Origin of the sequence: Streptomyces sp. NBC_00328, from assembly GCF_036139655.1 — a bacterium.
Taxonomy (GTDB): Bacteria; Actinomycetota; Actinomycetes; order Streptomycetales; family Streptomycetaceae; genus Streptomyces.
Map to the genome: position 1 here is coordinate 4,015,563 of NZ_CP108013.1, position 11,754 is coordinate 4,027,316.

The following is an 11,754-nucleotide window of genomic DNA, read 5'->3' on the forward strand; positions in this document are numbered from 1 at the left end:
GCCGTGAGGGCAGCGGCCCGGCGCCGTCCGTCGCGGAATCGGCGGCTCACGGCCGACCCCGGCCGAACCCCCTCCGCCTCAGACCCCGCTCCCCGTGAGGTACGCCGAGACGACCACGTTCGCCGTGTAGCTGCGGTCGGCCCGGTCGAAGGTTCCGCCGCAGGTGATCAGCCGCAGCTCGGCCCGCCCGGACTCCCGTACGCCATAGGCCTGCCGGGCATCGAAATGGTCACGCGGCAGAACCTGGACGTCGTCCACGGTGAACTCGGCGACCGTCCCGTCGTCGCGCATGACCCGGACGGTGTCACCGGGCTTGACGGCGCTGAGCCGGTAGAAGACCGCGGGCCGGGTCTCGGTGTCGACGTGGCCGACCATCAGCGCCGTCCCCGCGGCCCCCGGCTTCGCCCCCGACGCGTACCAGCCGACGACACCCGGCTGGTCGAACGGCGGCGGATCGATGGCACCCCGCCCGTCGAGCCCGCGGGCCACGACGGGCGCCTGCACCCCCATGGAGGGAATGTCGACGCGCTGCGGACGGGCGCTGCCGAGGGGCTTGAGCGCGGGGGGCAGCCGCACCTCCGGCGGCCGGCCGACGGCGGCGATGTCCCCCGTGGTCGGTGCCGACGTCCCCAGCCGCAGGTCCGTCACCTCACGGCCCCACAGCCACAGCCCGAGCAGCAGGACCAGCCAGGCCACACCGGTCAGCAGACGGCCGGTACCAGGGGAACGCTCCCGTTCGGACATGTCAGTCGCGGCCGTCGTTGCCCCGGCGCGAACCGCGGACCGCCACGGCGATCGCGGCGACGCTCGCGAGGACCAGGCCGACCACGGCCTGCCGGGTGCCGGGTCCGGCCGCGTGGGCGTCGTCCGCCGCGGCGAGGCGGGCGGTTCCGCCGCCGCCCGCGTTCACCGGCGCGACCGGCGAGGCGGGCGTGGCGGGCGTGGCGACGCTCGGGGAGGAGTCGCGTGCCGGGACCGTGAGCGTGCCCTTGACCCTTTCGTGGTGGCCGTCGCAGTCGACCTGGATGCCGTAGTCGCCGGGCCGCAGCGCGGTACGGACGCGGGTGTCACCGACGAGGCCGCCGCCGCCCCCGCCGGTCAGCCGCGCGTCCGAGACGAAGGCGTCCGACGCCGCGGTGCCCGTCCGGCCCGCACAGCCCATGGCCCGCAGCCGGATGTCGCTGCCCGCGGCCGGGGACGCCGGGTTCACGGAGACACCGGCCGGTCCCGCGTCGGCCGCGTACGCGGCGGGCGTGAACGCCGCGGCGACCGCCGCCCCGGCACAGAGAGTGAGTCGCATCGAGCGCATCGTGAAACCTCCAGACAACTGGAGACTCCCCCTCGGGACGGCGGCCCGCATCTTCAGGGGGCCGCCACTGCTCCGTACGGGTCTGTGCGCGCCGCCAGGGGTTTGGAACCGGCTCGACGCGGTCCCGAACCCGGATCGCCTGCTCAGACGCGGTCGACGAGGTCCGCGATCGAGTCGACGATCTTCGACGGCCGGTACGGGTACCGCTCGATCTCCTCGGGCGTGGTCAGCCCGGTCAGGACGAGGAAGGTCTGCATCCCCGCCTCCAGACCGGCCAGCACGTCGGTGTCCATCCGGTCGCCGATCATGGCGCTGGACTCCGAGTGCGCGCCGATGGCGTTCAGGCCGGTCCGCATCATCAGCGGGTTCGGCTTGCCCGCGAAGTACGGCTGCTTGCCGCTGGCCTTGGTGATCAGCGCGGCGACCGCTCCGGTGGCCGGCAGCGGGCCCTCGGTGGACGGGCCGGTCTCGTCCGGGTTGGTGGCGATGAAGCGGGCGCCGCCCTTGATCAGCCGGACCGCCTTGGTCATGGCCTCGAAGGAGTACGTACGGGTCTCGCCGAGGACCACGTAGTCCGGCTCGTGGTCGGTCAGGACGTACCCGATGTCGTGCAGCGCGGTGGTCAGGCCCGCCTCGCCGATGACGTACGCCGTGCCGCCGGGCCGCTGGTCGTCCAGGAACTTGGCGGTGGCGAGGGCGGAGGTCCAGATGTTCTCGACCGGCACGTCCAGGCCCATGCGGTTGAGCCTGGCGTGCAGGTCGCGCGCGGTGTAGATGGAGTTGTTCGTCAGGACCAGGAAGGGCTTCCCGGACTCCCGCAGCTTCTTGATGAAGGCGTCGGCGCCGGGGATGGGCACACCTTCGTGGATGAGGACGCCGTCCATGTCGGTGAGCCACGACTCGATCGGCTTGCGCTCTGACATGTGCTGGGTCTCCTGCCGTCCTGGCGTACCTACGCACTCGATCCGGGGGCGCCGGAACGACACTGTGCCGACGCCCCCAGCCTAGTCAGGACGGTGGTCAGGCCGGCACGCCCGCGGCCGGGGCTCCCTGACCACGCTCTGGCCATGGCTCGATCACGCACGCTCCCTCACACGCCGTGCCACGCCGTCGGCCACCGCAGCCGACCCGGCCCCCGGCCCCTGGTCCCCGCCACCGGCTTCCCGGTTCCAGTTCCCGGTGTCAGCGTCGGCGCGGGCGCATCCGCCGGGCCAGGGCGAACAGTCCGGCTCCGAAGGCGACGAGGACGAGCGCGAGCGCGGCCAGTACCGGCCGGTTCGCTCCGCCGGGTCCGGTGCTGGCGAGCTGGTCGGCGGACGGCGCCCTCGTACCGGTCCCGGCGATGGTCCCACTGCCCGTGTCCGTACGGGCCTCACCCGTAGGGGCGGTACCGGTACCGGGACTCAGGCCGGCGTCGGCACCGGTGTCCGCGGTGCCGTCCTGGTCCGCGCCCGTGCCGGTCTCCTCGCCCGACTCCGGGTCCTTGTCCCTGACGGCGCCGTCGATCCGGAAGCGGTAGGCGTTCGACTCTCCCACCCAGTCGCCGTCGTCGTCGTGCTTCTGCACGACGGCCGCGTTCGCGACGACGGCGTTCGGGGCGCTCGCGCCGGAAGCCAGCGAGAGCCGCACCTTCACCGTCAGGGTGCGGCCGGGGGCGACGGTGAACCCGGGGAAGCCGTCGTCGAACGGCCCCACGTTCTCGGCCTCGTCGCTCCGCTCGAACCTCACCGCATGGGCCCGCTCCCCCTCGTAGAACTCCAGCCGCGCCTGCTCCGGCCGCAGCGTCCGCTTCTCGTCCACGAGGACGACGACCGGATGGATCGCGCCGCAGGGGTGCGCCGTGGTGTTGGTGAGGTCGATGTACCAGGTCCCGGAGTCGCCGCCCGCCTGGTAGGCGTCGGGGCCGCCGTGGATCCGGGTCTTGATCGGGAAGTCGTGGGTGTCGGACGAGACACAGTCCGGGCGGGGTTCCAGCGCGTGCGCCGGAGCCGGAGTGAACGTCACGAACAGGGCGAGAGCGGTCGGGGCGAGGGCGGTCGGAGCGAGCGGATGAGACGTACGCAGTCGCATGAGGAGCCTTTGGCCGATCGGGAGGGGGCGGGGATCGGGAGGATCGAAAGCGTCAGTCGGTACCGGGCAATGGCCCCGTGACCCTGCCACGCCGCACCCCCGCCGCCGGACCGCCATTCGGGCAGTCACCCCCGTTCGGCCCCCGGAATCCCACCGTCCGGCGGCGCCCCCGCAGACTCGGCACCCCCGCCGCCCCGGCGACCCTGCGGATCTCGATGAGCCTACGGATCTCGGCGACCTCGCGGATATCGTCGAGCCCACGGATCTCGGCGGCCCCGCGAACCTCGGTGCGCTTACGGATCCCGTCGAGCCTGCGGGAGGTGACGATCGAGGCCGGCCCGAGCACAGGCCGCCACAACCGAAGCACGCGCCGCGGGCCTACCTCTCCGCAGGCCTGCCTCCCCACGGCGCCGCGGACCTGCCTCCCCACGGCACCGCAGGCCTGCCTCCCCACGGCGCCGCGGACCTGCCTCCCCGCACGAGCGTCCCCGCCCACCCGAACGGCCGAGCCGGCCCGGGTCGGCCCGCCGCGGCCGGAGCACGCACCGCGAGCGGCCCCGCGCTCACCCCTCCCCGCGCCCGAACAGCGGAGCCAGCAGCAGTTGGGCCGCACCCTCGGCCACCCCTCGTGCTCCGCCGGGGGCCACCCGGACCGGCACCGCCGGACCGCCTCCTTCGCGCCGGGCGCGTTCCGCCAGGACGGCCCCGACACCCTGGAGGAAGACCTCCTCGTGAGCCGCGACCGTGCGCCCTCCCAGCAGCACGAGGTCGATGTCGAGCAGCCCCACCAGATTCGCCGCTCCGGCGCCGAGCACCCGAGCGGCCTCGGCCACGGCCCCCCGCCCCACCGCGTCCAGGCACAGCACCTCGATGCAGCCGCGGTTCCCGCACTCGCACACCGGCCCGTCCAGCTGGATGACCTGGTGCCCGAACTCCCCGGCCCCGGTACGGGCCCCCCGGTGCACGGCCCCGCCGATCACGAGCCCGGCGCCCAGACCCGTACCGAGATGCAGATACGCGAAGGACCCGCCGCCCACGACGCCGGGGCCGGACCGGGCACCGGCCCCCACCGCGACCCCGAGCGCCGCCGCGTTGGTGTCCTTGTCCACGACCACCGGCAGCCCGAGCCGCCCGGCCAGCGCGGCCCGCAGGGCGAACCCGTCCCACTCGGGGAAGCCCGTCACCCGGTGCAGCACCCCCAGGCTGTGGTCGAGCGGCCCCGGCAGCGCGACCCCCACACCCAGCGGTGACACCCCGCCGAGCAGGGCGGAGACCTCGCCGGCCGCCCCCTCGACCACCGCGTCGGCCCCGGCCCCCAGATCGAGCGGGGCGTGCCGCTCGGCCACCACGGCCCCGGTGAGATCGCAGAGCACCGCGGTCAGCTCGTCCCGGTCGAGATGCAGCCCGACCGCGTGCCCGGCGTCGGGCACGAGCCGCAGCACCGTACGGGGTTTGCCGCCCGTGGACGCGAGACGCCCCGCCTCCGTCGCCAGGCCGTCCGCCCGCAGCCGCGCGGTGATCTTGCTGACGGCCTGCGGGGTCAGCCCGGTCCGCTCGGCGAGTTCCAGGCGGCTGATGCCGGAGGCCCCCGCCGTGCGCAGCAGATCGAGCACCAGCGCGGCGTTGTGACTGCGCAGGGCGGGCAGGTTCACCCCGGCCGCCCCGGCGCCCGCGCCCCCGCCGGAACCCGGATTCCCGGGGCCACCCTGGTTCACGAAGACGCCGGAGACCCCGCCCGCGCCCTGCCGGTCGGGGGCTCCGCCCGCGCCGTGACGGCCGGAAGGGACGCCCGCGCCCTCCCGATCGGAAGCCCCGCCCGCGCCGTGGCGGCCGGAGGCGTCGCCCGCGCCGTGACGGCCGGAGGCGCCGACATCCCCGGCCCCGCCCTGATCCGCGCATTCTCCCGAAGTCCGGGGTACACCTGGGTTCCCGGGCGTTCCCTGCGTCCCGGCCCCACCCGCATTGGTCCTGTTCACATCACCCATTGTCCCCCGCGCTTGCACTTTGGCAACACTGTTGCGAAAGTAGGACGCATGACAGGCATGACTGGTACTGGTACGCCCCTTCGCGTGGGTCTCGTCGGCTACGGCCTCGCGGGTTCCGTCTTCCACGCCCCGCTGATCGCCACGACCGAGGGGCTCGCCCTCGACACGGTCGTCACCTCGAACCCGGAGCGCCAGGCGCAGGCCCGCGCCGAGTTCGGCGACGGACTCCGCTTCGCCGCGACGCCCGAAGAACTGCTGGACCGCGCCGACGAACTCGACCTGATCGTCATCGCGTCCCCGAACAAGACCCACGTCCCGATCGCGACCGCCGCCCTGAAGGCCGGCCTCCCCGTGGTCGTGGACAAGCCCATCGCCGGTACGGCGGCGGAGGCCCGCGAGCTGGCCGCCCTGGCCGACGAGCGCGGCCTGCTGCTCTCCGTCTTCCAGAACCGCCGCTGGGACAACGACTTCCTGACCCTGCGCAAGCTGTTCGCCGACGGCGAGCTGGGCGACGTCTGGCGCTTCGAGTCCCGTTTCGAGCGCTGGCGCCCGCAGCCGAAGGGCGGCTGGCGCGAGTCCGGCGACCCGGCGGAGATCGGCGGTCTGCTCTACGACCTCGGCAGCCACCTCGTCGACCAGGCGCTCGTCCTCTTCGGCCCCGCGGCCTCGGTGTACGCGGAGTCGGACGTCCGCCGTCCGGGCGCGCTGACCGACGACGACACGTTCATCGCGATCACGCACGAGAACGGGGTCCGCTCCCACCTCTACGTCTCCGCGACGACCGCCCAGCTCGGCCCGCGCTACCGCGTCCTCGGCTCGCAGGCCGGCTACGTCAAGTACGGCCTCGACCCGCAGGAGGCCGACCTGCGCGACGGCAAGCGCCCCGGCGCCGGCGCCGAGTGGGGCGTCGAGCCGGAGGCCCTGTGGGGCCGCGTCGGCTCCGGCGAGTCCCCGCTGACCGGTGGCGGCCGTCCCGAGCCGACGGTTCCGGGCACGTACCCCGCGTACTACGCGGCCGTCGCCGCCGCCATCCGTGACGGCGGCCCGAACCCGGTCACCGCCCACGAGGCCGCCGCCGCCCTGGACGTCCTGGAAGCGGCCCGCCGCTCCGCCCGCGAGTCCGTGGTGGTGTCCCTGTGAACGCGCCCGTCGCACCGGAGATCGCCGAGCTGGAGGAGCAGGAGCGCAGGCTGACGCTCCCGGGCTTCACCCACGACGACGCCTGGACCCTCGGCACGCTCCTCGTCGGACTCGCCCGCGAGCGCGAAGCGCCGGTCGCCGTCGACATCCGACGCGGGGGCCAGCAGCTCTTCCACGCGGCGCTGCCGGGTTCCACCCCGGACAACGACGCCTGGATCGACCGCAAGCGCCGCGTCGTCGAGCGGTACGGATGCTCCTCGCTGCTGGTCGGCTCGCGCTTCCGCGCCAAGGGCACGACCTTCGAGGAGTCCTCGCGCCTCGACCCCGACACGTACGCGGCGCACGGGGGCGCGTTCCCGATCGCCGTGACGGGCGCGGGCGTCATCGGCACCGTGGTGGTCTCGGGCCTGCCCCAGGTCGAGGACCACAAGATGGTGGTGGAGGCCCTGGAGACGTTCCTGGCCCAGTAGCGCATCGGTCCCCGCGCCCGTAAGCGGCGCGGGGACCGCGCCTCCACAGCGAAGCCCCGTCAGGGGCGCGAGCAACCACGGACCACCCGCGGAGAACGACACACGGCAGAGCCCCGTAAGGGGCGCGGGGAACGGCGCGAGCAACCACAACCCACCCGCAGCGAAGAACGCCCCCCGACCCCAACGGACCCGAACCGCGAACCCAGCGGAGCGCTTACGCGTCGGCGAGCGACTGCCGCTGCCGCCCCAGCCCGTCGATCTCCAGCTCGACGACGTCACCCGCCCGCAGGAACGGCTTCGGCTCGGGCCGGCCGAGCGCCACCCCGGCGGGCGTACCGGTGTTGATGACATCCCCCGGGTACAGGGTCATGAACTGGCTGACGTACCGGACGACCTCGGCGACCGGGAAGATCTGCTCGGCCGTCCTACCGTCCTGCTTGAGCTCACCGTTCACCCAGAGCCGCAGCGACAGCGCCTGCGGGTCCGGAACCTCGTCGGCGGTCACCAGCCACGGCCCCAGCGGGTTGAACGTCTCGCAGTTCTTGCCCTTGTCCCAGGTGCCGCCGCGCTCGATCTGGAACTCCCGCTCGGAGACGTCGTGGGCCACCGCGTACCCGGCGACATGCGCGAGCGCCTCCTCCCCGGACTCCAGGTAGCGGGCGGTACGGCCGATGACGACGGCCAGTTCGACCTCCCAGTCGGTCTTCACCGACCCGCGCGGCACGAGCACCGTGTCGTTCGGCCCGACCACGGTGTCCGCCGCCTTGAAGAAGATCACCGGCTCGGTGGGCGGCTCGGCCCCGGTCTCCCTGGCGTGGTCGTGGTAGTTCAGCCCGATGCACACGACCTTGCCGATCCGGGCCAGCGGCGGTCCCACGCGCAGTCCGTCCGCGTCCAGCGCGGGCAGCTCACCGGCCGCAGCGGCGGACCGGATCCGGCCGAGCGCCGCGTCGTCGGCGAGCAGCGCCCCGTCGATGTCGGCGACCAGTCCCGACAGGTCCCGGAGGATCCCCTCGGCGTCGAGCAGCGCGGGCCGCTCCGCCCCGGCCGTACCGACTCGCAGCAGCTTCATGGTCAGCGTCTCCCTCGGTCGCGGGCTGTCCGACCGACGGGTGCGGCCGTCGGAGGACCGTGTGATCCTCCAAGCTCACGGTCCAGTCCGCAAGACCCCGTTCACGGACTGGACCGACGCCGGAAGGCTCCGTCAGGCGAGAGCCGCGGCCGCGGGCGCCGCCCCCGGCATGTCCCGGTAGAGGACCGCCCGCTCCACTGCGCTCCAGGTCGCGCTGGTCACCACGTACAGCGCGGCCGCCAGCGGCACCACGGCCACGGTGAACAGCGTGAAGAAGGACATGAACGGCATGATCTTGGCGACCGAGGCGAGAGCGGCCGCCTGCTCGCTCCCGGCCTCACCCGCCGCGGGCGCGGCGACGGTCGTCCGCTTCGTGCGCACGTAGTTGAAACCGGCCACGGCCGTGACGACGGCGAAGAGAGCCAGGTAGACGAGACCGGCCGGCCCGAAGAGCCCGCCGTCGCCGAGCGCGTCCGCCCACCGGCCCCCGAGCGGTGCGGCGAACAGCTTGTGCCCGAGCAGGGTGTTGGCCTCGCCGCCGATCGTCGAGCTGGAGAACAGGTGGTAGAGCAGGAAGAAGGCCGGCATCTGGAGCAGGCTGGGCAGGCATCCGGACAGCGGCGACACCTTCTCCTCGGCGTGCAGTTCCATCAGCGCCTTCTGGAACTTCTCGCGGTCCTTGCCGTGCTCCTTCTTCAGCTCGGCGATCCGCGGCCGGAGCGCCGCCTGCGCCCGCTGTCCGCGCGCCGCCGCCCGCGACAGGGGATGCACCAGCAGGCGTACGAGCGCGGTGAACAGGACGATCGCGGCGGCGGCCGCGGAGCCGTGGAACAGCGGCTGGAGCAGGTCGGCGATGTGCTCGACCAGGTGCGCGAAAACGGACATGAACGTGGACATGCGTGAGCCCTCCGGGGGTCGCGTCGTGCCGGGAGTACGGGATGCGGCATGACGACCCGCGCGGGTCACCCGTGACGGAGTACCACTCGGGGCGGACCACCGGAAGTCTCGGGGTGGGTCACCAGGAGTGGGGGGCCACCCGGGACGGAAGCCGCCGGGGTGGAGTGGAGGGGTGTCCTACGCGGTCGCCGGGAGGGCGTGTCCGGGCGCCCTGGGGCGCGGCCGTCCGCTGGCGTCGGGATCGCGCTGCGGCAGGAAGGCCGTGCGGCGGTCGCGGTCGCGGATGGCCGTACGGACCCGGGTGGGCGGCACGACGGGCGCGCAGCGCGCCACGATGAGGGAGCAGGCCGCGAAGGCGGACCCGGCCGCGGCCGTCGCGGCGACCGCGACGGTGGCGGTGAGGGTGCCCGTGTCGAGCAGGGCGACCTGAAGGAGCAGGAGCAGCAGTACGGCGGCGGGGCGGGCATCGGCCCAGGTCCGGGTCATCGACCGCTCCTCCTCTCGTACGTGGTGCGCGCGTCTCGTACGCGGTGCGCGTGTCCCTCCGTTCGTTATACAGGATGGTTCTCGGCGGACCGCCCGGGACCGGACGCGGCGTCCGCCACACCGCCCGGACCGCGATCCGTGTCGACCGGCTCCAGCAGCCGCCTCGGCCCGAGCAGGGCCCGGCTGACCGGATCCGCCGGGTTCCGGTCGAGTCCGGGGCCCGGCGTCATCTCGACGTCCGGGACGGGCACGACCAGGGCGCAGCGGGGGCATTCGCCGTACGGGCCGAGTTCCGTGCCGCAGACGGCGTGCCGGAAGTAGCGCAGGCGGCTCTCGCCGAAGTGTTCGCGGCCCCACAGGCCGAGCGACCGCAGGGTGGGCCACAGGGCGGCGCCGCGGTCGGTCAGGACGTACTCGTCACGCGGGGGCGACTCCTGATAGCGGCGCTTCTCGAGGATCCCCTCGGCGGTGAGCGCCTGGAGACGGGCCGCGAGCACGGCCCTCGGGATGCCGAGGTGCACGAGGAAGTCGTTGTAGCGCCGTACGCCGTAGAGCGCGTCGCGGATGACCAGAAGGGTCCAGCGCTCGCCGACGACCTCCAGCGCGCGGGCGATCGAGCACTCCTGCGTCGCGTAGTCCTTGCCCAGAGCCATGCCCCCCACTGTAGCCACTTTCCGACACGTTGGTTCATTGAACGAACCTAGGTGTTATCGTCTACTCAGAACAAGGTTCAATGAACGAACCAACTGCATGGATCAACCCGCTCGCTCCACCCGAACCCGCCGAAGCCGACCGGCCGGCCCGGTCGAACCGACTGAACCGACGACCCACCCCAACCGGCCCTCCCGGCCCGACCCGGCTGAACCGGCCCGACCCGACTGAACCGACCGACGGAAGCGAAGACACCCCATGACCCGGCTCGACCGGCTCGACACCAGCACGCGGCCCGCACACGCCACCGGCGTCTCTCCGGCCGCCCCGGCGAAAACCGCTCCGCGGGCCACCCCGACCCTCGCCCTCACCAGCGCCGCCACCGCCGTGGCCCTGATGACGTACACGGCCCCGATGGTCACGCTCCCCGGCACCGCGGCCGCGCTGCACACCTCGGTCTCCGCCCAGGCCTGGCTGCTCAACGGCACCCCGCTGGGCCTGGCCGCGCTGCTCCTGGTCGCGGGCAGTCTCGCGGACGACTACGGCCGCCGCCGGATCTTCCTCGCCGGCACCGTCGCCCTCGGCCTCACCACCGCCCTGGGCGCGCTCGCGGGCTCCACCTGGCTGTTCACCCTGACCCGCATAGCGCAGGGAGCGGCGAGCGCGGCGATCCTCGCGAGCAGCCTGGGCCTGATCGTGCATGCCTTCCCGACCCCGCGCGGACGGCTGCGCGCGACGGGGGTGTGGGGCGCGTTCGTCAGCGGCGGAATCGCTGCGGGCCCGCTCCTCGCGGGGGCCCTGGCAACCTGGAACTGGCGCATGGCGTACGCCGTCCTGGGCGCCGCCGCGCTGGTCGTCGCCCTCCTCGGAACCCGCGCCCTGACCGAGTCCCGCGCACCACGCGGCGGCCGGCCCGACCTCGCGGGGGCGCTGACCTTCGGCCTCGCGCTGGTGTCGCTGGTGGCGGCGCTGACGCTCGGCCGCGACGGCTGGCTGCGCGCGCCGGTGGGCCTGCTGACGGCCGCGTTCCTCGTCCTGATGGCCGCGTTCGTCGCCGTCGAACGCCGCAGCGGTACTCCCATGATCGACCTCGGTCTGCTCCGGCACCGCCGCTTCCTCGTCTCGTCGGCGGGCGGGCTCTTCACGGGCCTCGCCGTGATCGGCCTGTTCAGCTTCCTGCCGGCGCTGCTCCAGCGGACGCTCGGGATGTCCGCCATGGACACGGCGTGGCTGTTCCTGCTGTGGTCCGGCCTCGCCTTCACGGTCGCCCTCCAGGCCCGCCGTCTCGCCGGCCGGGTCTCGCACCGCCATCAGCTCGCCCTCGGTTTCGCGCTGCACGCGGCCGGTGTCCTGACGATGCTCGGCGCGATCGGCTCCGGCTCCTGGCTCCGCCTGCTCCCGGGCTTCGTGCTCTCCGGGGTGGGCAGCGGCCTGCTGAACGCCGCGCTGCCCCTGCTCGCCGTCGAATCCGTGCCCGCGACCCGCACGGCGATGGGCTCGGGTGCCCAGCAGACGTTCCGCTACATCGGTTCATGTGCCGGGGTCGCCCTCACGATCGCCCTGGTCACCACGGCCGGCGGACCGGCGCACGGGGCGAACATCGCGATCGTCGTGTCGGCCGCGCTCGCCGCACTGGCCGCGGCGAGCGTTCTGATCCTGCGGGACCGGGCGTGA

12 protein-coding genes are annotated in these 11,754 nt (G+C 73.8%); 3 read left to right on the top strand and 9 right to left on the bottom strand.

From position 1 onward, the window contains the following. Window positions 1-78: 78 nt before the first annotated feature. The 5 genes from OG485_RS17560 to OG485_RS17580 form a co-directional block, all read right to left on the bottom strand. A complete protein-coding gene (locus OG485_RS17560; protein ID WP_328669302.1) occupies window positions 79-744 on the bottom strand; it encodes a class F sortase in 666 nt (221 codons plus the stop codon). 1 nt (window position 745) lies between these two features. Then, on the bottom strand, window positions 746-1,309 hold the full coding sequence (locus OG485_RS17565; protein WP_328669303.1) for a hypothetical protein: 564 nt from the start codon (window positions 1,307-1,309) through the stop codon (window positions 746-748). A 143-nt stretch (window positions 1,310-1,452) separates the two neighbouring features. Continuing rightward, the gene (locus OG485_RS17570) at window positions 1,453-2,232 is read right to left on the bottom strand and encodes an HAD-IIA family hydrolase (protein WP_328669304.1); all 780 of its coding nucleotides are present in this window, start codon (window positions 2,230-2,232) and stop codon (window positions 1,453-1,455) included. 259 nt (window positions 2,233-2,491) lie between these two features. Beyond that, a complete protein-coding gene (locus OG485_RS17575) occupies window positions 2,492-3,379 on the bottom strand; it encodes a hypothetical protein (RefSeq protein WP_328669305.1) in 888 nt (295 codons plus the stop codon). Window positions 3,380-3,942: 563 nt separating this feature from the next. Continuing rightward, window positions 3,943-5,094, bottom strand: coding sequence for an ROK family transcriptional regulator (locus OG485_RS17580; protein WP_443048920.1), 1,152 nt, complete (start codon window positions 5,092-5,094; stop codon window positions 3,943-3,945). 318 nt (window positions 5,095-5,412) lie between these two features. On the opposite strand from OG485_RS17580, the gene OG485_RS17585 reads away from it, so the two are divergent. Both OG485_RS17585 and OG485_RS17590 read left to right on the top strand, forming a co-directional pair. Next, complete coding sequence (locus OG485_RS17585; RefSeq protein ID WP_328669306.1) at window positions 5,413-6,504, top strand: Gfo/Idh/MocA family oxidoreductase; 1,092 nt, start codon at window positions 5,413-5,415, stop codon at window positions 6,502-6,504. Beyond that, window positions 6,501-6,974 (top strand): heme-degrading domain-containing protein, encoded by a 474-nt coding sequence (locus OG485_RS17590; RefSeq protein WP_328669307.1) that lies wholly within the window; start codon window positions 6,501-6,503, stop codon window positions 6,972-6,974. The genes OG485_RS17585 and OG485_RS17590 overlap by 4 nt, the downstream gene beginning before the upstream one ends. Window positions 6,975-7,188: 214 nt before the next feature. On the opposite strand, the gene OG485_RS17595 is transcribed toward OG485_RS17590, so the two are convergent. The 4 genes from OG485_RS17595 to OG485_RS17610 form a co-directional block, all read right to left on the bottom strand. Continuing rightward, entirely contained in the window at window positions 7,189-8,046 is an 858-nt protein-coding gene (locus tag OG485_RS17595; protein ID WP_328669308.1) for a fumarylacetoacetate hydrolase family protein, read from the bottom strand. A gap of 132 nt (window positions 8,047-8,178) precedes the next feature. Beyond that, window positions 8,179-8,931: a YidC/Oxa1 family membrane protein insertase gene (locus OG485_RS17600; protein WP_328674516.1), complete on the bottom strand. Its 753-nt coding sequence runs from the start codon at window positions 8,929-8,931 to the stop codon at window positions 8,179-8,181. Between the two features lie 189 nt (window positions 8,932-9,120). Next, window positions 9,121-9,429 (bottom strand): DUF6412 domain-containing protein, encoded by a 309-nt coding sequence (locus OG485_RS17605; protein ID WP_261703635.1) that lies wholly within the window; start codon window positions 9,427-9,429, stop codon window positions 9,121-9,123. A gap of 65 nt (window positions 9,430-9,494) precedes the next feature. Further along, window positions 9,495-10,082: a winged helix-turn-helix transcriptional regulator gene (locus OG485_RS17610; RefSeq protein WP_328669309.1), complete on the bottom strand. Its 588-nt coding sequence runs from the start codon at window positions 10,080-10,082 to the stop codon at window positions 9,495-9,497. A gap of 256 nt (window positions 10,083-10,338) precedes the next feature. Here OG485_RS17610 and OG485_RS17615 point away from each other — a divergent pair, with 256 nt between their 5' ends. Further along, window positions 10,339-11,754 (top strand): MFS transporter, encoded by a 1,416-nt coding sequence (locus tag OG485_RS17615; RefSeq protein ID WP_328669310.1) that lies wholly within the window; start codon window positions 10,339-10,341, stop codon window positions 11,752-11,754.

What these genes read in the sequence shown, in the direction of transcription:
- OG485_RS17560 (WP_328669302.1), bottom strand. Translation starts at nt 744, where the DNA reads ATGTCCGAACGGGAGCGTTCCCCTGGTACCGGCCGTCTGCTGACCGGT.
- OG485_RS17565 (WP_328669303.1), bottom strand. Translation starts at nt 1,309, where the DNA reads ATGCGCTCGATGCGACTCACTCTCTGTGCCGGGGCGGCGGTCGCCGCG.
- OG485_RS17570 (WP_328669304.1), bottom strand. Translation starts at nt 2,232, where the DNA reads ATGTCAGAGCGCAAGCCGATCGAGTCGTGGCTCACCGACATGGACGGC.
- OG485_RS17575 (WP_328669305.1), bottom strand. Translation starts at nt 3,379, where the DNA reads ATGCGACTGCGTACGTCTCATCCGCTCGCTCCGACCGCCCTCGCCCCG.
- OG485_RS17585 (WP_328669306.1), top strand. Translation starts at nt 5,413, where the DNA reads ATGACAGGCATGACTGGTACTGGTACGCCCCTTCGCGTGGGTCTCGTC.
- OG485_RS17595 (WP_328669308.1), bottom strand. Translation starts at nt 8,046, where the DNA reads ATGAAGCTGCTGCGAGTCGGTACGGCCGGGGCGGAGCGGCCCGCGCTG.
- OG485_RS17600 (WP_328674516.1), bottom strand. Translation starts at nt 8,931, where the DNA reads ATGTCCGTTTTCGCGCACCTGGTCGAGCACATCGCCGACCTGCTCCAG.
- OG485_RS17605 (WP_261703635.1), bottom strand. Translation starts at nt 9,429, where the DNA reads ATGACCCGGACCTGGGCCGATGCCCGCCCCGCCGCCGTACTGCTGCTC.
- OG485_RS17610 (WP_328669309.1), bottom strand. Translation starts at nt 10,082, where the DNA reads ATGGCTCTGGGCAAGGACTACGCGACGCAGGAGTGCTCGATCGCCCGC.
- OG485_RS17615 (WP_328669310.1), top strand. Translation starts at nt 10,339, where the DNA reads ATGACCCGGCTCGACCGGCTCGACACCAGCACGCGGCCCGCACACGCC.